Source organism: Nocardia sp. NPDC002869, from assembly GCF_046764065.1.
In the GTDB taxonomy this organism is placed as follows: Bacteria; Actinomycetota; Actinomycetes; order Mycobacteriales; family Mycobacteriaceae; genus Nocardia; species Nocardia rhamnosiphila.
Genome location: NZ_JBKOOL010000064.1, coordinates 1 through 22,784 on the forward strand (window position 1 = coordinate 1; position 22,784 = coordinate 22,784).

At 67.2% G+C, this 22,784-nt stretch carries 20 protein-coding genes; 10 read left to right on the forward strand and 10 right to left on the reverse strand.

What is annotated here, in order from left to right:
* Positions 1–191 precede the first annotated feature (191 nt).
* Positions 192–983, reverse strand: a complete 792-nt coding sequence (locus ACLML9_RS14180; RefSeq protein WP_411945961.1) for a winged helix-turn-helix domain-containing protein — start codon at positions 981–983, stop codon at positions 192–194.
* Between the two features lie 99 nt (positions 984–1,082).
* Between ACLML9_RS14180 and ACLML9_RS14185 the strand changes: the two genes are divergently transcribed.
* Entirely contained in the window at positions 1,083–2,456 is a 1,374-nt protein-coding gene (locus ACLML9_RS14185; RefSeq protein ID WP_411945962.1) for an ABC1 kinase family protein, read from the forward strand.
* Positions 2,457–2,555: 99 nt separating this feature from the next.
* On the opposite strand, the gene ACLML9_RS14190 is transcribed toward ACLML9_RS14185, so the two are convergent.
* A complete protein-coding gene (locus ACLML9_RS14190) occupies positions 2,556–3,155 on the reverse strand; it encodes a GDSL-type esterase/lipase family protein (protein WP_411945963.1) in 600 nt (199 codons plus the stop codon).
* A 118-nt stretch (positions 3,156–3,273) separates the two neighbouring features.
* Between ACLML9_RS14190 and ACLML9_RS14195 the strand changes: the two genes are divergently transcribed.
* Positions 3,274–5,658 (forward strand): lysylphosphatidylglycerol synthase transmembrane domain-containing protein, encoded by a 2,385-nt coding sequence (locus ACLML9_RS14195; protein ID WP_411945964.1) that lies wholly within the window; start codon positions 3,274–3,276, stop codon positions 5,656–5,658.
* 374 nt (positions 5,659–6,032) lie between these two features.
* Here the strand turns inward: ACLML9_RS14195 and ACLML9_RS14200 are convergent, their stop codons facing one another.
* Together ACLML9_RS14200 and fadD5 are read right to left on the reverse strand one after the other, a co-directional pair.
* Positions 6,033–6,749 (reverse strand): cysteine hydrolase, encoded by a 717-nt coding sequence (locus tag ACLML9_RS14200; RefSeq protein WP_411945965.1) that lies wholly within the window; start codon positions 6,747–6,749, stop codon positions 6,033–6,035.
* 19 nt (positions 6,750–6,768) lie between these two features.
* The gene (fadD5, locus tag ACLML9_RS14205) at positions 6,769–8,337 is read right to left on the reverse strand and encodes a fatty-acid--CoA ligase FadD5 (protein ID WP_411945981.1); all 1,569 of its coding nucleotides are present in this window, start codon (positions 8,335–8,337) and stop codon (positions 6,769–6,771) included.
* Positions 8,338–8,667: 330 nt separating this feature from the next.
* Here fadD5 and ACLML9_RS14210 point away from each other — a divergent pair, with 330 nt between their 5' ends.
* Positions 8,668–9,645 (forward strand): NAD(P)H-dependent flavin oxidoreductase, encoded by a 978-nt coding sequence (locus tag ACLML9_RS14210; RefSeq protein ID WP_411945966.1) that lies wholly within the window; start codon positions 8,668–8,670, stop codon positions 9,643–9,645.
* Positions 9,646–9,781: 136 nt separating this feature from the next.
* Here ACLML9_RS14210 and ACLML9_RS14215 read toward each other — a convergent pair whose 3' ends face one another.
* Positions 9,782–10,735, reverse strand: coding sequence for an MBL fold metallo-hydrolase (locus ACLML9_RS14215; RefSeq protein WP_411945967.1), 954 nt, complete (start codon positions 10,733–10,735; stop codon positions 9,782–9,784).
* A gap of 446 nt (positions 10,736–11,181) precedes the next feature.
* Here ACLML9_RS14215 and ACLML9_RS14220 point away from each other — a divergent pair, with 446 nt between their 5' ends.
* Positions 11,182–13,182 (forward strand): acyltransferase domain-containing protein, encoded by a 2,001-nt coding sequence (locus ACLML9_RS14220; protein ID WP_411945968.1) that lies wholly within the window; start codon positions 11,182–11,184, stop codon positions 13,180–13,182.
* Between the two features lie 90 nt (positions 13,183–13,272).
* On the opposite strand, the gene ACLML9_RS14225 is transcribed toward ACLML9_RS14220, so the two are convergent.
* Both ACLML9_RS14225 and ACLML9_RS14230 read right to left on the reverse strand, forming a co-directional pair.
* Entirely contained in the window at positions 13,273–13,677 is a 405-nt protein-coding gene (locus ACLML9_RS14225; RefSeq protein WP_411945969.1) for an RNA-binding S4 domain-containing protein, read from the reverse strand.
* Between the two features lie 3 nt (positions 13,678–13,680).
* On the reverse strand, positions 13,681–14,322 hold the full coding sequence (locus ACLML9_RS14230; RefSeq protein WP_411945970.1) for a C40 family peptidase: 642 nt from the start codon (positions 14,320–14,322) through the stop codon (positions 13,681–13,683).
* A gap of 400 nt (positions 14,323–14,722) precedes the next feature.
* Between ACLML9_RS14230 and ACLML9_RS14235 the strand changes: the two genes are divergently transcribed.
* The 5 genes from ACLML9_RS14235 (at position 14,723) to ACLML9_RS14255 (ending at position 20,458) form a co-directional block, all read left to right on the forward strand.
* Positions 14,723–15,910 carry an AAA family ATPase gene (locus tag ACLML9_RS14235; protein ID WP_411945971.1) on the forward strand — a complete coding sequence of 396 codons (1,188 nt, stop codon included), beginning with the start codon at positions 14,723–14,725 and terminating at the stop codon, positions 15,908–15,910.
* Positions 15,911–16,309: 399 nt separating this feature from the next.
* Positions 16,310–16,600, forward strand: a complete 291-nt coding sequence (locus tag ACLML9_RS14240) for a hypothetical protein (protein WP_030524517.1) — start codon at positions 16,310–16,312, stop codon at positions 16,598–16,600.
* Between the two features lie 287 nt (positions 16,601–16,887).
* A complete protein-coding gene (locus ACLML9_RS14245; protein ID WP_411945972.1) occupies positions 16,888–17,721 on the forward strand; it encodes a hypothetical protein in 834 nt (277 codons plus the stop codon).
* Positions 17,722–17,736: 15 nt separating this feature from the next.
* The gene (locus tag ACLML9_RS14250; RefSeq protein ID WP_411945973.1) at positions 17,737–19,707 is read left to right on the forward strand and encodes a fumarate reductase/succinate dehydrogenase flavoprotein subunit; all 1,971 of its coding nucleotides are present in this window, start codon (positions 17,737–17,739) and stop codon (positions 19,705–19,707) included.
* A 4-nt stretch (positions 19,708–19,711) separates the two neighbouring features.
* Positions 19,712–20,458 (forward strand): succinate dehydrogenase/fumarate reductase iron-sulfur subunit, encoded by a 747-nt coding sequence (locus tag ACLML9_RS14255; RefSeq protein ID WP_411945974.1) that lies wholly within the window; start codon positions 19,712–19,714, stop codon positions 20,456–20,458.
* A gap of 18 nt (positions 20,459–20,476) precedes the next feature.
* On the opposite strand, the gene ACLML9_RS14260 is transcribed toward ACLML9_RS14255, so the two are convergent.
* Positions 20,477–20,674, reverse strand: coding sequence for a hypothetical protein (locus ACLML9_RS14260; RefSeq protein ID WP_411945975.1), 198 nt, complete (start codon positions 20,672–20,674; stop codon positions 20,477–20,479).
* 73 nt (positions 20,675–20,747) lie between these two features.
* Positions 20,748–20,984 (reverse strand): DUF397 domain-containing protein, encoded by a 237-nt coding sequence (locus ACLML9_RS14265; protein WP_030524512.1) that lies wholly within the window; start codon positions 20,982–20,984, stop codon positions 20,748–20,750.
* 281 nt (positions 20,985–21,265) lie between these two features.
* Here ACLML9_RS14265 and ACLML9_RS14270 point away from each other — a divergent pair, with 281 nt between their 5' ends.
* Positions 21,266–21,466 (forward strand): hypothetical protein, encoded by a 201-nt coding sequence (locus ACLML9_RS14270; protein WP_030524511.1) that lies wholly within the window; start codon positions 21,266–21,268, stop codon positions 21,464–21,466.
* A gap of 101 nt (positions 21,467–21,567) precedes the next feature.
* Here the strand turns inward: ACLML9_RS14270 and ACLML9_RS14275 are convergent, their stop codons facing one another.
* Positions 21,568–22,515: a DNA-3-methyladenine glycosylase family protein gene (locus ACLML9_RS14275; protein ID WP_411945976.1), complete on the reverse strand. Its 948-nt coding sequence runs from the start codon at positions 22,513–22,515 to the stop codon at positions 21,568–21,570.
* Positions 22,516–22,784 lie beyond the last annotated feature (269 nt).

The following is a 22,784-nucleotide window of genomic DNA, read 5'->3' on the forward strand; positions in this document are numbered from 1 at the left end:
GGCCTCGAGACTCGCGGCTTCGCCGCATGCGCTTCGAGGCCGAAACGGCGAGACGGGCCTCAACCCTTTGAGGTGTCTCGTAAAACTCGACGCATGGGGTTGCGTCGGCATCGAACGGCGGATCGGCATGTGGACTTGCGCCACCATGAGGCACTGCCGGGTTCGGCCCTCTGGCGGTCGCGCAACCTCGTTCAGGCGGTGGCCGCGTGGACTTCTTCGGCTTCGTTCTCGGCGCCGAGTAGTTCTTCGAAGCGGGTTATGACCTTGTTGTGGTACATCCCGAACAGGTCCTCGAACAGTGCCAGCTGGGCCGGGGTGGGTCCGGATTCCGATTCCCAGACCGCGATCAGTGCCCGCCACACCAGGACGTGCAGATCGGCGGCACCGGCGAAGTAGGCGTCGACGGCCTCGGGAACTTCGAGCACCATTTCGCCGATGGAGTTCAGAATGGCGCGCTGCATACTCGATTCGAGGGCTACGAGCAGTTTGCGGACCACTCCGATCTCGATGGCGAGAATGCGCCGATAGTCGGGAACGTCCAGCCGCGCCAGCGTTTCCAGGGTGTCGATCTCGGCTTTCAGTTCGGCGAGGTCGACCCCGGCCGCGGCGGCGACGCCGTGGGCGAGACCGGTGTAGGAGAGCAGTGCGTCCATCACGATGCCGCGCTCGACCTCGACGATATCGCGGAACATCTCGATCGCGACCTCGGGCATCGGGATGGAGAACCGGAACAGGTGCCGGTAGACGTCCAGGCCGCCGGCCGCGCGGACCTCACGGATGGTGAAACCCTTACCGCGCCGTGCCTCGACGAATCCATAGGACTCCAGCCGGCCGAGGGTGAGCTGGGCGGTGGCCCGATTCATCTCGAATTCCTCGGCGACCTGCCGGACCGAGGGCATCAGCTCGCCCGGCTGATATTCCCCGGCGGCGACCCGACGTGCCAGTTCGTCTGCGACGCCGGCGACCACCGTGCGGGATCCCATGGAGGCACCTTTCTCGGCAGCTGATACGTCCCAGACAGTCTATGCGCAAATATGCCAGACTGCACAGGAGAACTGGCGAATCGCTTCTGGGGATGAGGTATGAGCAGTCGACGTGATCCTGGCGCGCCGCCGGTGCGCCGGGCGCTGCGCAGCGCCAAGCTCGTAGCACTACCGGTGGCGTTCGCGGGCCGGCAGGCGGCGGGCGCGGGCCGCCGGGCGCTCGGCCGTCCGGCGCAGGAGGTGAACCGGGATATCCAGTCCCGGACCGCCGAGCACATGTTCGCGGTGCTGGGTGAACTGAAGGGCTGCGCGGCCAAACTCGGCCAGCTGCTGGCGATCTACCAGCTGGCACTGCCCAGCGATATAGCTGCCCCGTACCAGGTCGCGCTGGCCCGGTTACAGGATTCGGCGCCGGTGATGCTGCCCGCCACCGTGCACGCCGTGCTGGCCGAGCATCTGGGGCCGGACTGGCGGGAGCTGTTCCGCGAGTTCGACGATCGGCGGGCGGCCGCCGCGTCGATCGGCCAGGTGCATCGCGGGGTCTGGCACGACGGACGCGCGGTCGCGGTGAAGGTCATGTATCCCGGTGCCCGGGCGGCGGTGGAGTCGGATCTGGTGCAGTTGCGGCGGATCTCGACACTGGCGTCGGTGTTCCTGCCGGGCGCCGATGTGAAATCGGTGACCGAGGCGCTCTGCGAGAGTGTGCGGGCGGAATTGGATTACGCGGCCGAGGCCGACAATCAGCGGGCGTTCGCGCGGGTGTATGCCGACAGTGCCGAATTCCGGGTGCCCGAGGTGCTGGATCAGCGCGGCGATGTACTGGTCTCGGAATGGCTCGACGGGATTCCGGCCATCCGGCTCATCGAGTCCGGGAGCCGGGCGCAGCGGGACCGGGTCGGCGAGCTGATGATGCGATTCGTGCTGACCGGATGGGAGCAGCACGGACTGCTGTACTGCGACCCGCATCCGGGCAACCTGCGGCTGCTGGCCGACGGGCGGCTGGGGGTGGTGGATTACGGTGCGTGCGCGCCGTGGCCGCATCCGGGTTTCACCCGGCTGGTGGTCGAGATGTGCGACGCGATCTTCAACGGCGGCCCGGCGGCGGTGGAGACGGCGGTGCGGGCGCACGGGTTCGCGCTGCCCGGCCGGGCTTTCGACGCGGTGGCGCTCGACGCGGCCCTGGCGGCCTGCGCGGAACCGGTGCGGCACCCGCGGTTCCGTATCACCACACCGTGGTTGCGCAAGCAGGTGCTGCGTACCACCGCGCTGCGGTTGACGAATGTGATGCGTGAGCTCACCCTGCCGCCGGACTGCACTCCGTTCGCGCGGGCCGCGCTCACCATGGTCGGCACCTTGGGCCAGCTGGAATGCGAATGCGATTTCGGTGACGAACTGGAGCGGTCGGTGCCCGAACTCGGGGAGGTCTTCGCGGTCATGCGGAACACTCCGGCACCGGGCGTATCGGCGAACTGACACCCGGCGGCCGAATGCGGACAACTCACCGTCTGGGACATTCTCCGGGTGAGGAACCCTAATTTGCGGAAATTCTAACCTATTTATCCCTGAGAGCCCTCAGTAACCCAGCCATCGGCGCCACGGAGGCAGCAGCCGCTCGGCGAACGCGGCATATCCCTCCGCGGCGGGATGCGCCCCGTCCCCGGCCCGCACCTGCTCCCGCCAGACCGGATCCTCGGCCAAAAGCCGGAACGACGCCGCATACGGCGCCCCGAACTCGGCACACATCTGCTCGAAGCGCCGGTCCAGCTCCTCGATCCGCCGATTGTGCCCGGTCTCGTCGACCGGCGGCGGACCCACCACCAGCACCGGCCACTCCTGCGCCTGCGCGGTGGTGAGCAGCACGGACAGATTCGTCACCGAGCTCCGCGTCTCGACCAGGGGCCGGCCCGCGGCGACCACGGTGTCGTTCACCCCGAAGGAGAACACCACCCGTCCGTCCGACCCCGCCGGCAGGCGCACCAGGCATTCCGCGGACCATCGCGCGACGATATCGGCGGAGGTGTGCCCACGCACTCCGAGGTTGTACGTCGTCCACGCCGCTCCGGCGGCGCGGGCGTGCGCGGTCAGGCGACCGGTCCAGCCCAGAGCCTGCGGGTCGCCCACCCCGGCGACAAAAGAATCTCCTATGAAACAGATGCGTTGATCACCACTCACCCCTGGATTCTGACAGCGTGTTGGTGTGTATCGTCCGGCTCGGGCTCCTGCATACTCACCTGCTGGTGGGCGTGACCGGCCCGTCAGCGTCACCTCGATCCGAAAGTACCGATACGACATGCGAGTCGATGGGCGGGAGATCCCGGTCACGGGCAGTCTCCTCCAGCCGCTCACGCGGCGGACCAGCGATATTCTCCGTGTCGTCTTCGCGGCCGTCGGCGTGGCCGTCGTCATCGCCGGCTCCCTGATCACCCGGCCCGAATGGCTGGCGCTGGAGCGTTCGGTCTCCAATATCGTGGGGTTCCTCAACCCCGACCAGTCGAACCTGGTCTATCTGCTGTACGGGATCGCCATCTTCATTCTGCCGTTCGCGATCCTGGTGGAACTGGCGTTCGGCCGGCAGTGGAAACTGCTCGCCGGTTACGCCACCGCCGGGCTCACCGCGGTACTGCTGCTGTCCATCACACCGAGTGGGTTGTCGGCCCCGCAGTGGCATCTACAGGTCCCGGAGAACCTGGACGACAAGACCTTCCTGCAGCAGTTCCTGGACGACCCCCGCTGGATCGCCATGCTGGCCGCGGTGCTCACCGTCTCCAGCCCATGGCTGCCGGTGCGGCCGCGACGCTGGTTGTGGGTGCTGCTGCTGGCCTTCGCGCCGATCCACCTGGTGGTCAGCACGGTGGTTCCGGCCCGCGCCATGTTCGGCCTGGTGGTGGGCTGGCTGGTCGGGGCGGTGATCGTGCTGCTGGTGGGGACCCCGGCGCTGGAGGTGCCGCTGGAAGCGGCGGTGCGCCAGCTGGCCCGCCGCGACTACACCGTCACCCGGTTCACCGTCGTCCGGCCGGCCGGTCCCGGCGCGTTGCTGCTCTCGGCGACCGTGGAGGAGCGCGAGCGGGCGCTGGTGGTCGAACTGTACGGCAAGAATCAGCGTTCGCTGAGCGCGCTGCGCCAGTTGTGGCGCTGGCTGACCTTCCGCTCCAGCGAGACCGCGCCGCTGCACGGTTCCCTGCATCGCGCGGTCGAGCACCGCGCGCTGATGGCGATCGCGCTGGCCGAACTCGACCTGGCCGCGCACCGGCCGGTCACGGTGGCCGGATTGCCGCGCGGCTGGATGCTGTACGCGCATACACTGCCGGCCGGGCGCTCGATCGAACAGGATCCCGCCGATCCCGCGGCCCTCGATGCGGTGTGGCGGGCACTGACGGTGCTGCGCGAACGCGGGATCGCACACGGTGAGCTGCGGCCCGCCGAGATCCGGATAGGGCCCGAGGGTGCGCTGTTCGGCGGTTTCACCGCGGCGGAACTGTGCGCATCCGACGCGCAGCTGCAATCCGATATCGCCCAGCTGCTGGTTTCGATGACGGCGGTTTTCGGCGCCGAGGCGGCGGTGCGGTCGGCGATCGGCGTGCTCGGCGAGCAGACCGTACTCACGGCGTCGCGCCGGCTCACCAAATTCGCCATGCCGGGCGGGATCCGTAAATCCATCCCGAACTGGAAGTCGGTGGTGTCGGCTGCCCGCGAAGAGGTCCGCACCCAGACCGGCGAGGACCGGATCGAGGCCGAGCAGATCACCCGGTTCAACCGCAAAAGCCTCATCCAGCTGGTCCTGCTGATCGGCCTGGTCTACGTGGCCTATCCGTTCATCAGCGCGGTACCGACCTTCTTCACCCAGCTCAAAGAGGCCCACTGGTGGTGGGCCCTGGCCGGCCTGGCACTGTCGTCGCTGACCTACCTCGGCACGGCCGCGGCACTATGGGCGTGTGCGTCCAACGTGGTGAAGTACTGGCCGCTGGTCCTCATGCAGATCGCCAACACCTTCGCCGCCACCACCACCCCGGCGCGCGTGGGCGGACTGGCCCTGAGCGTGCGCTTCCTGCAGAAGGGCGGGGTCGGTGCGGTGCGGGCCACGGCCGCGGTGGCATTGCAGCAGGCCGTGCAGGTCTGCACGCATATCGGGTTGCTGGTGCTGTTCAGTGTGGCCGCCGGGACCTCGGCGGACCTGTCGCATTTCGTCCCCTCGCCGACGATCCTCTACCTGATCGCCGGGGTCGGGGTGGGGATCGTCGGCACCTTCATGTTCGTGCCGAAACTGCGGCGCTGGTTGAACAATTCGGTGCTCCCGCAGGTACAGGAGGTGGTCGGCGAGCTGGCGCTGCTGGCCCGCGACCCGAAGCGCTGCGTGATCATCGTGCTCGGCTGCGCGGCGCTGACCCTCGGGCAGGCGCTCGCACTGTTCGCCAGTGTCCAGGCGTTCGGCGGCGGCACGACCTTCGTCACCGTCACCATCGTGACGATGATCGGCGGCACCCTGGCCTCGGCCGCGCCGACACCGGGCGGTGTCGGCGCGGTCGAGGCCGCGCTGATCGGCGGTCTGGCCGCCTTCGGTCTCCCCGCCGCGGTGGCGGTACCGTCGGTGCTGCTCTACCGGGTACTCACCTGCTGGATCCCGGTGTTCTGCGGCTGGCAGGTGATGCGCTGGATGGCCGAGAAGAACATGATCTGAGCTGTGTATATTTGCGGCGCCTCCGGCGCCGCGGGTCGGGGCCCGGACGCGCTCAGTCGCTCCCGAATGGGGGGCGGGCCCCGACCACGAATTCAGGCCCTCCCGAGCAGACGGAAAGTGTGCGCAGACGTGCACCTCGGCCGATCTGGTCAGGCTCACTGCACTGTCAACGTGCAACCGTCGCCGGTCTCCGAGCCGCCGGCCGCACGCGCTCGAGAACCGGGCGTGCCCCGATCACGGAAGGGTCTGCGCAGACGTGCGCCCCGACCGGCTTCGGAGGGAGGCCCACAGCACTGTCGGTCTCGATGGTCGCCGATCGATAGACGGCACACGGCCGGTCGCCCCGGAACCGGTCGGGCGCCGGCCACGGAAGGTCACTCGAGTTCGTCGAAGGCGTCCGCGGTGGTGCGGAGGCCGGCGCTGACGAGCGCGATATTCGCCAGGGAGGCCGTGTGCACTTGGTGGTCGGCGGCGGCCACGCAGTCGGCGACCGTGTAGACGGTGAAACCGAGGTCCGTGCCGTGGCGTGCGGTCTGCTCGACGGTGAGGTTGGTGGCGACACCGGTCAGGAACAGGGTGTCGATATCGTTCTCGGCCAGCCAGCGCGGCAGGTCGTTACCGGCCAGCCCCGACAGTTTCTGGTTGTCGACGATCCGGTCGGCCTGCCCGGCGATCTCGTCGATCAGTTGGCTTCCCGGTGCGTCCGGACGGAATTCGTGCTGGGCCGCCCCGACCGACTGCATGAATCCGGTATTGCGCACCAGCCGCCCTTCCCCTTCCGGGACGGTGAACCGGGTGCAGATGATCGGCAGTCCCAGCTCCGCCGCCTGTTTGTGGAAGTCCGCCGCCCGCTGTACCACTCCGCTGGCGGCCACCGGTTCTGCCAGCATCGGGCCGAAGAACCCTTCCGGCCGAATAACGTTCACCTGCCAGTGCAGGGCGAGGACTGCAGCATGTTGATCCGACATGGCGTAGATGATCGACCATGCGCGTCCGAGGCGCACCACTGCCCGGGAAAAGTCCTGGCCACCGGGCGCGCCGGAGCTCGCCGCGCAGGTGCGCGCCGGATCGGCGGAACCGACCCGGCGCATGCTTCACGTGAAACCTTGTCTACGAATCGAACTTGCGCAGTTCGACTTTCACGACCTTGCCGCTGGCATTGCGCGGCAGTTCCGCCACGAGCACCAGCTCTTTCGGATGCTTGTAGCGGGCCAGGTGCTCGTTGAGGAACGATTCCAGTTCCGCGAGGGTGAGATTGTCGGCCGGATCGTTGAGCGCGACCACCGCGACCGGCACCTCGCCCCACTTCTCGTGCGCTTTGCCGATCACCGCGGCCTCGCGGATCTTCGGATGCGCGAACAGGGCATTCTCCACCTCGGCGCAGTAGATGTTCTCACCGCCGGAGATGATCATGTCCTTCTTGCGATCCACGACGTAGATGAAGCCCTCGTCGTCCTGGCGGACCAGGTCACCGGAGTGGAACCATCCGCCGGCGAACGCATCCGCGGTCGCCTCCGGCTTGTTCCAATAGCCCGACATCATGGTGGGGCCGCGGTAGACGATCTCACCGACCTCGCCGGGCGCCACATCGTTCATCTCGTCGTCGACGATGCGGGCCTGGATGGTGGGGATGACCTTGCCGACCGAACCGAGTTTGCGGATGGCGTCCTTGCCTTCGAGCACACAGGTGATCGGCGACATCTCGGTCTGCCCGAACACCGCGACATTGAAGGCATCGGGGAACGCGTCGGCCATCGCTTTCAGTACGGTGTCCGAGGCGGGGGCGGCACCCCAGCTCAGCGCCCGCAGCGCGAGTTTGCGCTGCTTGACGGTCGGCTCGTCACAGATCAACTGCCATTGGGCGGGCACACAGAACGCGGAGGTGGCCTGTTCGGCCTCCACGGCGTCGAGGAATTCGGTCGCGCTGAAGGCACCCAGCGGATGCAGCACCGTCTTGGCGCCGAGCAGGAAGGCCGGCGCCAGGCTGCCGAGACCGGCGATATGGAACAGCGGGGAGGTGCAGAAGCCGATCGACTCCTGCTCCAGCTGCAGCGCGCGGATACAGGTGAGCGCCTGGGAGTTCATATTGCCGTAGGAGAGGACGGCGCCCTTGGGGCTGCCGGTGGTGCCCGAGGTGTACATGATGAGGCACGGCGTGTCCTCGGCGATATCGAGCGGGATGTGCGCATCCCCCGTCTCGGCGATCGCGTCCTCGAAGCCGACGACCCCGTCACCACTGCTGCCGCCGATGACGAAGCAGTGCTCGAGGCCCGATGCCTGCCCCTGCACCGCGGTGGCCAGCGGCTGCAGCACGGTATCGGTGACCACGGCCTTGGCGCCGCTGTCGCCGACGATATAGGCGACCTCGGGCGGGGTGAGCCGGAAGTTCACCGGGACCGCGATCGCGCCCAGGGCGTTGATCCCGAACACGGCCTCCAGGTATTCGGGGTAGTTGAGGGCCAGGATGAGCACCCGGTCGCCGAAGCCGACGCCGCGGCGCGCGAGGGCGTCGGCGAATTTCTGCGACCGTTCGTGCAGTTGCCGCCACGTGGTGTCGGCGCCGCGGAAGCGCAGCGCCACCTCGTCGGGCCGCATCACCGCATGCGTGGCGAGCTGGTTGTTCCAGTGGTTGCGACGCGATCTGATCGGCTCGGCGAGGGCCTGCGCACCGGTGGACATCCCACGTACTCCTCTCGGTACCGCATGCCCCGCCGGAGTGTCCAGCGCCACACGCAGTGTGAACATGTCGGCAGAATAACAATTCACATCGGCACCGGCAAGGAAATCGGGTACGAATAGCGGTTAATTCCGAGGAACTCGACGGGGAAAAAGTCCGCGCTCGTTGAAGCGCGTATTTGGGGTGATACCCGGTGCTCTGCACGTCATCCAGCTACCCGAGATCCCATTACATATGCGAATCACGACTCACTTCCAGGGTTGATCGGGCGCTGACACCCGTGGCACCATGCAGCAGACGCGGACTATCCGCGAAAGTAGAGGAGAGCACCGATGCTGCGGACCAGGTTCACCGAGACCTTCGGTATCGAACATCCGATCGTGCAGGGCGGGATGATGTGGGTCGGCCGGGCCGAACTCGTCGCAGCCGTGGCAGGCGCCGGTGGGCTCGGTTTCATCACCGCACTGACCCAGCCCACGCCCGATGACCTGCGGCGCGAGATCGAGCGCACGCGCGAACTCACCGACAAGCCGTTCGGCGTGAACCTGACCATCCTGCCCTCGATCAACCCGCCGCCGTACGAGGAGTACGCGCGGGCGATCGTGGAGAGCGGGATCAAGATCGTGGAGACCGCCGGCAGCAATCCCGAACCCTTCCTGCCCATTTACCGCGAGGCCGGGATCAAGGTGGTGCACAAGTGCACCAGCGTCCGGCACGCCCTCAAGGCCCAGAAGATCGGTGTGGACGCGGTCAGCATCGACGGCTTCGAATGTGCCGGGCATCCCGGCGAAGACGATGTACCGGGTCTGGTGCTGATCCCCGCCGCGGCGCGCGCGCTGACCATCCCGATCATCGCCTCCGGCGGTATCGCCGACGCCCGCGGCCTGGTCGCGGCGCTGGCGCTGGGCGCCGACGGCGTGAACATGGGAACCCGGTTCCTGTGCACCGAGGAGTCCTCCATCGACCGGAAGGTCAAGGAGCAGATCGTCGCCAACTCCGAGCGCGATACCAAGCTGATCTTCCGCACCATGCACAACACCGCCCGGGTCGCCGACAACGAGGTGAGCCGCAAGGTGGTCGAGATCGAGAAGGCCGGCGGCAAGTTCGAGGATGTCCGCGAGCTGGTGTCCGGCGCCCGTGGCCGGCGGGTCTTCGAGGAGGGCGACCTCGACGCCGGCATCTGGTCGGTCGGCCTGTGCCAGGGTCTGATCGAAGACATCCCGACCTGCGCCGAACTCATCGGCCGCATGGTCGGTGAGGCCGAGGAACTGATCAGCGCGCGGCTGGCCGGTTTCGTCGCTTCGGCCTGATCGGGCCGGTTCCACCGCACCGGAACCCTTGCGCCTCGTCGGACCAATGGCGATTCGATCCGACGCAGGAAACGCGGGAAGCCATCCGGGAAAGGTTGGCTTCCCGCACTCTCCGGCCCGATCCGGGCCGGGGGGTTCAGCGCGCCGCGAGCGCGGCCACCGCGTCGTAGTCGTGCGCGGCGACCACCTCGATACCGTCGGGTAGCGCGTGCAGCCGATGGATGGTCTCGAAGGCGATATCGCGGTCGGCGTCGAACAATTGCCCGGGCATGGGCGCCTTCTCCCGGATCAGTTCGATCTGCAGCCGGTTCCACACCGAGTCACCGGCGAGCAGCACCCGGCGCCCGTCATTCGTGGCCAGTAGTACGCCGATACTGCCCAGGGTGTGCCCGGCCAGGTCCACGAGTAGTACCGAACCGTCCCCGAACAGATCCCGGCTGCGCGCGAAGGTGAGCACCGGCGGGCCGTCGAGCTCCAGCGGTTCCAGCGGCCGGCCCTCCAGTGGCGCCCGCACCACCCCGGTCGGCGCGTGCGGACCCCGCAGCGCCCAGCCCAGTTCCGCGGACGGCAACCGCACCGGCACCGACTCCGGCAGTTCGAGCACCCCGGAAATATGGTCCCAGTGCAGGTGGGTGGGCAGCACGAAGTCGACGGCGGCGGGGTCGAGATCGCGTGCGGCCAGCGCGTCCGCCAGCCCGAGGACCGGTTCGTCCGGCGCCACCAGCGACGGAATCGGGAAGGGCAGCCCCGGCAGCACCCGCCGGTGCACATGAGCGCACAGTGCCGGGTCGACGATGAACCGCGCCGACGGATGCTCGACGATATAGGCGCCCATCGCCATGGGTAGATGCCCGAGACTGCGCACGCCCTCCGCGACGATTGTCGTCGGCGCCGACATCCGCCCCTGCACGAGCACGGTCAACTCCACACTCGCCCGGGCCGCCGGCAACGGGGCGGACTCCAGCCGCGCCAGGAAATCGGTATCGGCCCGCCGCGGGCGCAGCAGCCGCGCCGGGGTGGCGGCCAACGCCGCACAGCAGCGCAGCAGCGTCGGGAGAGTGGGGGTTCGTCCGTCCACGGAATCGGCCACCCGGCAACGGTACCGGCCAGGCCCGGGAACCAGTAGAGACAGCCCGGGTGGGTCCTCGATATCCGCCGGAGCCCGGATGGTCCCGAGCAGCGACCGCGCGTCTGCCGACCCGTCGACGGTGACCATGACCGTGTCCCTACACCGCATATCCGCGCGCCACGACAACCAACCATGGATTACCTGCCGGTTTCCGTCGGCGCTCTGCATACCGTGATCAATCGCGTCCGGTGGCGGGCGCGATCAGGCCGGGGCCCGCCGAGCGCGGTGATCACAGCCGCCACCCGGATACCCTCCGGCCGATCGGTCCAGACCGTCGATATCGGAAGGCGCACGGCGCCAACACATTCGGAAAACCGAATACCCGGATTTCTCCGGCATAATCGAGTCGTGAGGCCATCCGCTCGCCACGGCCGCCAGGCAGTCCGGCTTTCCACAGTGTCACTACGATGATCGGTTCTCCTCAGGGAGTGCTCTTCCTGTTCCCGGGCGAAGGCGGGGAGCACGAGCGGATGGGCCGCATGCTGGCCGGTCGCTATCCGGTCTTCGCGGAAACGGTCACCGCGGCCGGTGACGCGGTCACCGCCGCCGGCGGTCCCCGGGTCTGGACTCCCCGCTACGGCTTCCGCCCGCCCGGCGGTGCCGATGCCGCCCCGAATACCGCTGAGCCGGCGCAGCGTCCGGAGTTCGTTCAACCAGCCCTGTTCGTGTACCAGGTCGCACTCGCCGAACTGCTGACCGCGTGGGGTGTGCGACCGGATGGCGCGGTCGGTCACGGCCCCGGCGAGATCGCCGCGGCGGTGACCGCCGGGGCGCTGCCGCTGGCCGACGCCGCGAAAGTAGTGGTGGCGCGCGGTCGCGCGACGGGCCGGCTGGCGGGTCCGAGCGCGACGGCCGAACTGCTGACTTCGGAGTCCGAGGTGATCCGCCTGGTGCAACCACTGGAGGGGAAGGTCTCCGTCGCCGCGGTCAACGGGCCGCGGTCGGTACTGGTCACCGGCGCTTCTCGCTATGTGGACGTGGTGGTGCGCCGCGCCGAACGCCGCGGTATCGCCACCGCCGGAACCCCTTGGGATCATCCCGCACACACCCCGGCCATGACCGCGGCGATACCGCGGTTCCTCGACGACCTCGGCCCGATCCGCCCGGCGGTCCCGCGCTTACCGCTCTATTCCAGCACGTACGCGGGCACGGTCGTCGACGCGGCCGATATGCCCGCCCGATACTGGGCCGAAAACCTCACCGGCCGAGTGGAACTCGACGCGGCGCTGCGGCGGGCAGCCGGCGACGGGATGGCAATGATCCTGGAGGTCGGGCCCGAACCCCTGCTCGCGGCGGCAGTCCGGGCCATACCGCGGTTCGCGCACACCACCTACGGCGCCGCGGACAGCACGGACGAGGGCACCGCCTTCCTCACCTGTCTCGCCCAGTTCCACGCGGCACGAGCGCTGGGCGCGGCGGCGACAGCGGCCGGGCCGGTGAACGACCGCGACGGTATCGAGGGGCAACCGGCTCCAGGAGAGGGCACCTCGCCGATCGCACCGTCCGCGCGACGGGCGGGGCCGCTCGGAATCGGAAAAGGTTTCCCGGCAATATCTTTCGGCGACCGCGATACGGCTACGAGATCGGACCGATCACCGCGATCAGCCGCACCCACGGCCGCGGTCGAATCCGACCGGCGATCGAACGGAGAGGATTTGCGGGCGGAGGTCACGGGTGCCGGAACGCTGGCATCGATACGGCTCGCCGATGACCCCCCACCCACAGATATCATCGCATGGACGCGGGTGGTCGATGCCAATAGGGCTATCCGCTTCATGGCCGGGAGAGTCGCCCTCGATCCGCCGATGGTGATCGATCGGGCCGGAACCTATGTCGTCAGTGGTGGTCTGGGCGCCCTCGGTTCGGTGATGGTGCGCCGCCTGCTCGCCGCGGGGGCTCGGGACGTGGTGGTACCGACACGTTCACCACGGCCGGTTCCGCCGCTGCTGGAGGGATTCGAAGAGCGAATTGTGGTGGTGCGCTGCGATACCGCCGACCGCCACGACCTGGACAATGCGCTGCGCGATATCCGGGAGACCGGGTGCACCATTCGCGGAGTGATCCATGCGGCACAGGTTTTCGAGGACACCGTCGTCGATGCCGCCGTATCCGGTGATATCGCAACGGGTTCGGTGACCACCGCACCGCACGCGGTGGGCGAGAACCCGCTTTCGGATCAGGATCCCGCACTAGACGCGGGTCGGCTGGCGCGCCGATTCGCCCGGATCTCGGCATCGGCAGCCCATCTCATCGAACTCACCGCGGCCGACCCGGTCACATTCATCGCCGTGTTCTCCACCCCGGTCGTCGGAGCATCGCGACCGGCCGGGACGACGATCGAAGCCCCCGGAGCCTATAGGGATACCGCCGACTCCCCGGCGCCGGCCGCCGGTACCCGCGAGCACTGAAAACTCCGGCGCGGCCCGAGCACATGGGCCACGCCGGACGGTAGAGATCGGATCTACCGAGCAGATGGACGACGGCCCCGGGAAGCGGGCTCATTGATCGGTCCGGCCGAGCAGCCGGTCGGTTTCGCGACGTTCCCGTTTCGTCGGGCGCCCGGTCCCGCGGTCTCGTTGCGGCAGGGTAGCGAGAACTTCCTTGGGCGGAGGCGGTGGACTGCGGTCGATCAGGCATTGGGCGGCGATCGGAGCACCTACCCGTTTTGTGACCACCCGCTCCACGACGACGATCCGCTCGACACCGTTGTTCCGGATTCGGACCTCGTCGCCCGGCCGTACCGGTTGTGCGGGTTTGGCTGTCGCACCGTTCACACGCACATGTCCGCCTCGACAGGCGGCCGCGGCAGCCGACCGAGTTTTGAACAAACGCACAGCCCAAACCCAGGAGTCGACCCGGGCCTGGGTATTGCCGTCGTTCTGCTCGGTAGCGGCTCGGTTCACCCGCTATACGATACGACGCGCGGTGACCACATCGTCGGCGGAAAGGTGGGTGTAGGAGACCGGCTCGCCGGACTGCACCGCGTTCAGCAGCAGGCCGTCACCGGCGTACATGCCGACGTGACCGCCACCGTTGGTGATGACGATATCGCCGGGCTCGAGGTTGTCGAACGCGATCGGCGCACCGACGTGCGACTGTTCGAAGCTGGTACGCGGCAGTTTGATCCCGGCCTGCTTGTAGGCCCACTGGACCAGGCCGGAGCAGTCGAAGTTGGCCGGGCCGGCCGCACCCCAGGAGTACATGGCGCCGACCTTGGTCTTGGCGGCGTCGAGGGCGATATCGCCGAGGGTCTGCTGCTGGAGCGGGGCGGGCGGCGCGAAGTTGGGCAGCGCGGGAGCGGCGGGCATGGCGTGCGGAGCCTGCTCGAGGGCCTGGTTCAGCTGCTGGTTGAGCTGGTTCGCCTGATCGGCGAACTGATCCGGCACCTCGACGTCGAACTTGCCGATACCGGGAACGTCGATCGTGGTCGTCGCGGCCGAGGCGATCGCGGGCATCGTGCCCGTAGTCGCGGCCAGCGTGCCCATGACCAGCGCGCCCTTGACAGAATTAGGCAGTTTGGATTCTCGCTGCAAGCTGTGCTTACCCACCGAGCTACGTCTCCGATCCTCGTGCTCTCCCGTCGCTCCGGTCGCGCGTCCTACTCGATTCGCGGCGGCCGGCGGCGGCGGTGACCAAATGGCGCCGCCTCACTTACGAAACGACTCGACTCCACTAAGTCACAAGAAGGTTACGATGCCGCCCAGGTGTTGTCCAGCCGAACGCGTGTCCTTTTCGCGCCAACAGGGAGTACATGTGTAAAGCACCGGCGCGCCAGCGTTTTTCGGTTCACCGGCAGGTCACGCGGAGGTCTCGTCCGGGCGTGTCCGCCCCGTCCGCGCCCGGCGCCACGGCGCGGCGGCCGGGGGACGCCGGACACCCGCCATGCCTTTCTAGAACTCGGCATAGATAGGGACATATTTTCCGATCGGTTCGCTACGGTCTGAGGGTATGGACCCCGTGCGGAACCCGTATGCGCCCGGCGCTGGTCAGCGTCCACCGGAACTCGCCGGACGCGGCAAACAGCTCGACGCGTTCGATATCGTCCTCGAACGGATCGCCCGGGGTCGTCCGGAGCGCAGCGTGATGCTCACCGGGCTGCGCGGTGTGGGGAAGACGGTACTGCTCAACCAGTTGCGCTCGGCCGCGGTCTCCCGCGGCTGGGGCACCGGCAAGATAGAGGCCCGGCCGGACCAGGAACTTCGCCGGCCGCTGTCCTCGGCGCTGCACACGGCCGCGCGGGCCATCGCCAAAACGCACCACAACCAGGAACGGATCGACGATTTCCTGGGCATCCTCAAAGCGTTCGCGCTACGCGCGACGGCGGACAAGGGCATGCGCGAGCGATGGCAGCCGGGTATCGATGTACCGGCCGTGACCGGTCGCGCCGACTCCGGCGATATCGAGATCGACCTGGTGGAACTGTTGACGGAGGCCGCGGCACTGGCCCAGGACGTCGGCGCGGGCATCGCCGTCTTCATCGACGAGATGCAGGATCTGGGTCCGGCCGATATCTCGGCCATCTGCGGCGCCTGCCACGAGCTCAGCCAGGACACCGCGCCGTTGATCGTGGTGGGGGCGGGTCTACCGCATCTGCCGGCGGTGCTCTCGGCGTCCAAGAGCTATTCCGAACGCCTGTTCGGCTATCACCGCATCGACCGGCTGGACCGGGAGTCGGCCGATCGCGCGCTGATCGCGCCGGCCGAGCGCGAGGACGTGAAATTCTCCGACGAGGCGCTCACCGCGCTCTACCGCAAAGCCGACGGGTATCCGTATTTCGTGCAGGCCTACGGCAAGGCGACCTGGGACCAGGCGCCGGGCAGCCCGATCACCGCCGAGGATGTCGAGGTGGCGGCGCCGGCCGCCGAGGAAGAGCTCGCGGTCGGTTTCTTCGGCTCCCGGTACGAACGGGCCACCCCGGCCGAACGCGAGTACATGCGCGCGATGGCCGACCTGTCCGGTGACGACGGCCCGGTCGCCACGTCGGCGGTGGCCGCCGAACTGGGCCGCAAACCCGCCTCGTTGTCGCCGGCCCGCGACGGACTGATCAAGAAGGGCCTCATCTACTCCGCGGAGCGCGGCACCATCGGGTTCACCGTCCCGCATTTCGGGCGCTACCTGCGCAGCGTCACCACCTGACGGGCTGCGCTAGCAATCTATCGGACTCACTAGAAGATTTTCTAGAAATACATAGATAATCCGATACCGCGTCCGATCGGATTTCTATGCCGCCCTCCAGCGTGTCGATCAGAGCTGCGCATACAACCATCGACCCAGGATCGAGCGTTGTATACATATTTCTCACCCAGCATCTAGACAGCCATATACGCCCGCAGAGCGCCACCCCGGCGCCCGGCCGAGTTGCACACATCGACTCCCAACCGAAACCCGATCTTGATCATCGGACGAGCCGGAATCGGGATTTTGCCGTACTGTGTTGTAGATCACCTTGTGTGGTCGGTCACAAGCACGCCGGACGGCCGGCGCAGTCCGGGCGGCGTTAGACACCGCGACCGGTTGGCAACTCAGGAGGTACCCATGACACGCAGCGACATCGCGGAACTCCGATACGCCGTAAACCAGCTTCGTCATTCCATCGGGGTGCTGCGCACCCATTATGGAGATGCCGGCCCCGTGCGCCGGCTGGAGAACGATCTGGAACGGCTCTGCATCGATGCCGATGAACTGGAGAAGAGCCCCCCACCGCAGGTGGCGGCCCGCCGCGGCCAAGAACCCATCTACGTCCCGGACAGCAAATCCGACGAATCGGCGTGGATGGGCGCCCAGGACGAGGGCCTCGGCTTCCACTCGCGGCCGCGCACACAGTAATCGGCCGGGTTCACCGCCGGATAACCGAACACCGGACATCGGGCCGTAACCCGATGATCTTCGGACGGCCGGTCGCCGCACAGGCGACCGGCCGTCCTCGTTTGCGACGTGTTCACCCGAACAAGATCGTCAGTAAATGTGGCGCAAATCACCCACCCCCGAGCCCATCGAGATTGCACCGACCCTGCTCATTCGATAGCGGGCCGGGCGTATGGTGCTCAGCATCACATTCGATCGCGGAGGTACCCCATGACCACCCGCACCGCCGATCAGCGAGGCATCGACCAGTGAGTGCCACAACGACGACAACCGCTCCCGAAGCGGGTACAGGCGTATTCAGCAGGACCCGGGCCCGGATCACCACCCGGACCCTACGCACGGATCGGTGGTGGCTACCGCCGCTGATCACGGTGATCGGACTGGCCGCGTTCGTCATCTATGCGACCATCAGATCCTTTGTGCGCACGGCGTATTGGGTACCCGACTACCACTATCTGACGCCCTTCTACTCCCCCTGTCTGAGCACCTCGTGCGTCGAGGGGGCGAGTCACTTCGGTACCCCGTTCGGCGACCTGCCGATGTTCCTACCGCTCGGGTTCCTGGTGCTGCCGTTCCTGCTCGGGTTCCGGCTCACCTGCTACTACTACCGCAAGGCCTACTACCGGTCGGTGTGGTTCTCACCGCCGGCCTGCGCGGTGGCCGAACCCCACGCGAAGTACACCGGGGAGACCCGGCTGCCGCTGATCATCCAGAACGCCCACCGCTACTTCTTCTATGTCGCGGTGCTCATCTCGCTGATCAACACCTACGACGCGGTGATCGCCTACCACGGCAAAACCGGCGGATTCGGGCTGGGCCTGGGCAGCCTGATCATCACCGGCAATGTGATCCTGCTGTGGGCCTACACCCTGTCCTGCCATTCCTGCCGGCATATCGCGGGCGGGCGGCTCAAACACTTCTCCGCACATCCGGTGCGGTACTGGTTCTGGACACAGGTCTCCAAGCTCAACACCAGGCATATGCAGCTCGCCTGGACCACGCTCGGCACCCTCGTGCTCACCGACTTCTACGTGATGTTGGTTGCCGGCGGCACGATTTCCGATCTTCGCATCATCGACTGAGGAGTTTGCACGGCTATGCCCGAAGTGGAGCGGCACACCTACGACGTCGTGGTGATCGGTGCCGGCGGCGCCGGACTACGCGCGGTGATCGAAGCCCGGGAACACGGTCTCTCGGTGGCGGTGGTGTGCAAATCGCTGTTCGGCAAGGCCCATACCGTGATGGCCGAGGGCGGCTGCGCGGCGGCGATGGGCAACGCCAACGAGAAGGACACCTGGGAGACCCATTTCCGCGACACCATGCGCGGCGGCAAATTCCTGAACAACTGGCGGATGGCCGAACTGCACGCCCGGGAGGCCCCCGACCGCGTCTGGGAGCTGGAGACCTACGGCGCCCTGTTCGACCGGACCGCCGACGGCCGGATCAGCCAGCGCAATTTCGGTGGGCACACCTACCCGCGGCTGGCGCATGTGGGCGACCGTACAGGGCTCGAACTGATCCGCACCATGCAGCAGAAGATCGTCTCGCTGCAGCAGGAGGACTACGCGCAGACCGGCGACTACGAGTCACGGATCAAGGTCTTCGCCGAATGCACCATCACGGATCTGCTCAAGGACGGTGACCGGATCAGCGGCGCCTTCGGCTACTGGCGCGAATCCGGCCGCTTCATCCTGTTCGAGACCCCCGCAGTCATCCTGGCCACCGGCGGAATCGGCAAATCCTACAAGGTGACCTCGAACTCCTGGGAGTACACCGGTGACGGCCACGCCCTGGCGCTGCGGGCCGGCGCCCGACTGATCAATATGGAGTTCCTGCAGTTCCATCCCACCGGCATGGTGTGGCCGCCGAGTGTGAAGGGCATTCTCGTCACCGAGGGCGTCCGCGGTGACGGCGGCGTATTGAAGAACACCGACGGCAAACGGTTCATGTTCGATTACATTCCGCCGGTCTTCAAAGGGCAGTACGCCGAGAGCGAGGAAGAGGCCGATCAGTGGCTGCGCGACAACGATTCGGCGCGCCGCACCCCTGATCTGCTACCCCGCGACGAAGTGGCCCGCGCCATCAACGAAGAGGTCAAGGCCGGCCGGGGTACCGAACACGGCGGGGTCTACCTGGATATCGCCTCGCGGCTCACTCCGGAGGAGATCATCCGCCGGTTGCCGTCGATGCACCACCAGTTCAAGGAACTGGCCGATGTGGACATCACCAAGGAACCGATGGAGGTCGGGCCCACCTGTCATTACGTGATGGGCGGGATCGAAGTCGATCCGGATACCGGCGCGGCGCACGTACCGGGTCTCTTCGCCGCCGGTGAATGCTCGGGCGGTATGCACGGATCCAACCGGCTCGGCGGCAATTCCCTGTCGGATCTGCTGGTCTTCGGCCGGCGGGCGGGGCTGGGCGCGGCCGAGTACGTCGAAGGACTCGCCGAGCGGCCGGCGGTGGCCGACGCCGATATCGCGACAGCGGCCCGGACGGCGCTCGCCCCGTTCGATCCGCCGGACGGCGCCTCCGGGGAGAACCCGTATACCCTGCACACCGATCTGCAGCAGACCATGAACGATCTGGTGGGCATCATCCGCAAGGAAGCCGAGGTCCGCGAGGCGATCTCCCATCTGGAGGCGCTGCGTGAGCGGTTCGCGCATGTCACCATCGAGGGGCACCGGCAGTTCAACCCGGGCTGGCATCTCGCCCTCGATATGCGAAACATGCTGCTGGTCAGCCAGTGTGTGGCGCAGGCCGCGCTGTTGCGCACCGAGAGCCGCGGCGGACACACCCGCGACGACCACCCGGGGATGGACCCGCGGTGGCGCAACAAACTCCTCGTCTGCGGCATCGACGGCGCCGGAGTCGCGAATGTTCCCGATATCTCGGTGACCGTGCAGGATCAGCTGCCGATGCGGGACGAACTACTCGCCCTCTTCGATTTCGGCGAGTTGGAAAAGTACTACACCCCAGCCGAACTCGCGGCCCATCCGGCCGCGGTGGACGGCGCCGCGGCAGGTGCTGAGCCCGAAGGCCGCGAATCGGACAGCAAGGAGGCGTGAGCGAATGAGTTACGACGCCCGGTTCCGCGTATGGCGCGGCGATACCGACGGTGGAGAACTACAGGATTTCACGGTGGCGGTGAACGAGGGCGAAGTGGTTCTCGACATCATCCACCGCCTGCAGGCGACCCAGGCGCCCGACCTCGCCGTCCGCTGGAACTGCAAGGCGGGCAAATGCGGTTCGTGCTCGGCCGAGGTGAACGGAAAACCGCGGCTGCTCTGCATGACCCGGATGTCCACCTTCACGCCGGAAGATGTTGTCACTGTGACACCGCTGCGCACGTTCCCGGTGGTTCGCGACCTGGTGACCGATGTCTCCTACAACTACAAGAAGGCCCGCGAGATCCCGTCGTTCACACCGCCGCCGGATCTGGAGCCCGGGCAGTACCGGATGCAGCAGGTGGACGTGCAGCGCTCGCAGGAGTTCCGCAAATGCATCGAATGCTTCCTGTGCCAGAACACCTGCCATGTGGTGCGCGATCACGACGAGAACAAAGAGGCCTTCGCCGGTCCGCGGTATCTCATGCGGATCGCGGAGCTGGAGATGCATCCGCTGGATGTGGCCGACCGCCGGGACGCCGCCCAGGATGAGCACGGGCTCGGCTACTGCAACATCACCAAGTGCTGTACCGAGGTATGCCCGGAAAATATCAAGATCACCGACAATGCGCTGATACCGATGAAGGAACGCGTGGCCGACCGGAAATATGATCCGATCGTCTGGCTCGGTAACAAGCTCTTCCGGCGCTGACCGTTTCGCCCGACCATCTCACAGCATCGCGACCACACCGGTCGCGACCAGCCCCACCAGCACCCCGACGAACAAAGCCGAGAACACCGAACCGGTGAGTACGAAAACGCCCACCGCCGATGCCGCAAAAAGCAGGCCGACGATCAACCGCGCGACGCCGTCGCCGAGCCCGAATTTGCGGAGCCGGGGACGGGAATGCTTGATCCCTGGGTCCACATATTGTTGTCTACCCGTTACCTGTTGGACCCAAACGCCGTGCCCGCGGCAGGTCGACCCGGGTGAACAGAAATTACGGGCGGTCGAACTCGCCGTCGCGTACGCCGGCGGTGAAGGCCGCCCACTCACCCGGGGTGAAGACCAGTACCGGCCCGTCGGGATTCTTGCCGTCGCGCATTCCGACGTGACCGTCGGCCAGCATCGCGATCTCGACGCTGTGGGCGCCCGGCGTAGCGGCGCCTTCCCCGGTCGCGCCGCTCACCCAGCGGGCGCCGGACAGATCCACATTCGTACCGTTGTCGATGCTCATCCAGGTTCTCCTTCACCGCCGCGGAAATCGCCGTGTTTCGAGTCGTGGGCCCCGGCGCTGCGCGCCACAAGCATGTAGCGCGATGCTACGCGCAGCCCCGGCCGCGGCGGGTTTACACCCGTCTACAGGAAATTCCGCGAATCGGTACCGGTAAAATCGCCGAATCTCACCCGTTATCGCACCTTCTCGGCCTATGGTGAGCTGTTGGTCGTATGTGCACACCCGGAAAACCACCGCGGACAACAGGAGTCGACCGCGGGTTCAGAAGGAGGTCGTGTGTGATGCGGTTGAATCTGGACGCCCCGATCCCCACCCTGCTCGCCTGCGGTGCCGATCCCGGCGTGATGACCCCCGAACAAGCCCATTCGGCAATGCAGTTGCATCTGGACTGCACCGTCGACGAGTGCCGGGTCCGCCGGCGCGCCCGAGCCACCCTGGTGGAATCGGGCCGCTGTGTCCTGGACAACCGCGCGCTCCAATAGCGACCGGGTTCCACCGCCGTACCGGCCGCTCACCGGCCGGATCCGTACGGTTCTCCGAAACAGGGACCTCGGATCTCCCGGGCCGCGAAGTCTCTTACCGGTCAGTGCCACCGGTGATCGGTCACCGGTGCGCGCGGGCCGAACCGCGGCTTACGAGCTTGCCCACTGATCTCGAGTAGACGGATGGTGCGATAGCGATGCGGACGTACCGGTTCGAGGTAATCGACCATCTCGGCGTCGTCCATATCGCGGCCGAGCAGGGTCCAGCCGACGATCGACGCCAGATGGAAATCACCCACCGACAGCGCGTCGGCATCACCGAAAGCGCGCTGCGCGGTTTCCGCGGCGGTCCATTCCCCGATGCCGGGGATCGTGCGGAGCCGGCGTGCGGCCTCGGCCGGCGGCAGCGCGGTCATCCGCTCCAGCGACTCGGCGAGACGAGCCACCCGCACGATGGTCCGGCTGCGCTGGGGCCCGACATTGGCCCCGTGGAAGCTCCATGAGGGAATCCGGCTCCAGGCCGCCGCGTCCGGCGGTACCAGCATGCCCGCCGGTGCCGGGCCGGGTGGCGGACTACCGAAGAGGTGCACCAGGCGACGCCATGCGGCATGGGCGGAGACGATGGTCACCTTCTGTTCCAGGATCGCCGGGATCAGCGCTTCGAGTACCCGGCCGGTGCGCAGCATCCGCAGCCCGGGATACCGCTGGTGCGCGGCCGCCACCGTGGGGTGGATCGGTACGAAATCGTCGACCCGCTGATCCAGGCACAGCATGCGATCGAGCCCGTCGAGGAACTCCGCGGCGCCCGGACCCCAGGCGTCCGCGGTGACGGCCAGCTGATCGTCCTGGACCAGCCGGTAGGTGACCGGCCCGGTCGGCATTCGCGAGGTGTGCCAGTGCGCCCCGTCCGGGGTGATCTGGTGACAGGGGTCGCCGGGCCCGCGGCGCAACGGCGCGAGGGTATGGGCAAGGTCGACCGGGGCGTCGGCGGACAGGGTCCGCGTCGCCCCCGCATCGCCGGTGGATCCGGCTGTTCGGACAGGCACCATGCCATTGTGCGCTGCCCCGAGTAACGCCGTTCGATCGACCGGCGATGAAGACGCAGTTGAGCAAATATGTGGTTTTTGCCGTGACTGGAGGTTTCTATGATCACCGAAGCGCTCAATTGGTTGCTCGATCTCTGGGGTTCGGTTTTCGCCGGTAGCTCCGGCTACGAGATTCCACCCGGGACCCTCCCATTCGGGAGCTGAGCCTTCACGAAGAGCGGCCGGTCTTTCGGGATCGGCCGCTCTTCGATGTCACGAAATCCTCGGTGCAC

Bases quoted from the DNA above. Each gene is read 5' to 3' on its own strand.
- fadD5 (WP_411945981.1), bottom strand. From the start codon at position 8,337: ATGTCCACCGGTGCGCAGGCCCTCGCCGAGCCGATCAGATCGCGTCGC.
- ACLML9_RS14185 (WP_411945962.1), top strand. From the start codon at position 1,083: ATGAGCAGTCGACGTGATCCTGGCGCGCCGCCGGTGCGCCGGGCGCTG.
- ACLML9_RS14195 (WP_411945964.1), top strand. From the start codon at position 3,274: ATGCGAGTCGATGGGCGGGAGATCCCGGTCACGGGCAGTCTCCTCCAG.
- ACLML9_RS14180 (WP_411945961.1), bottom strand. From the start codon at position 983: ATGGGATCCCGCACGGTGGTCGCCGGCGTCGCAGACGAACTGGCACGT.
- ACLML9_RS14200 (WP_411945965.1), bottom strand. From the start codon at position 6,749: ATGCGCCGGGTCGGTTCCGCCGATCCGGCGCGCACCTGCGCGGCGAGC.
- ACLML9_RS14210 (WP_411945966.1), top strand. From the start codon at position 8,668: ATGCTGCGGACCAGGTTCACCGAGACCTTCGGTATCGAACATCCGATC.
- ACLML9_RS14255 (WP_411945974.1), top strand. From the start codon at position 19,712: ATGAGTTACGACGCCCGGTTCCGCGTATGGCGCGGCGATACCGACGGT.
- ACLML9_RS14240 (WP_030524517.1), top strand. From the start codon at position 16,310: ATGACACGCAGCGACATCGCGGAACTCCGATACGCCGTAAACCAGCTT.
- ACLML9_RS14220 (WP_411945968.1), top strand. From the start codon at position 11,182: ATGATCGGTTCTCCTCAGGGAGTGCTCTTCCTGTTCCCGGGCGAAGGC.
- ACLML9_RS14275 (WP_411945976.1), bottom strand. From the start codon at position 22,515: ATGGTGCCTGTCCGAACAGCCGGATCCACCGGCGATGCGGGGGCGACG.
- ACLML9_RS14235 (WP_411945971.1), top strand. From the start codon at position 14,723: ATGGACCCCGTGCGGAACCCGTATGCGCCCGGCGCTGGTCAGCGTCCA.
- ACLML9_RS14270 (WP_030524511.1), top strand. From the start codon at position 21,266: ATGCGGTTGAATCTGGACGCCCCGATCCCCACCCTGCTCGCCTGCGGT.
- ACLML9_RS14250 (WP_411945973.1), top strand. From the start codon at position 17,737: ATGCCCGAAGTGGAGCGGCACACCTACGACGTCGTGGTGATCGGTGCC.
- ACLML9_RS14265 (WP_030524512.1), bottom strand. From the start codon at position 20,984: ATGAGCATCGACAACGGTACGAATGTGGATCTGTCCGGCGCCCGCTGG.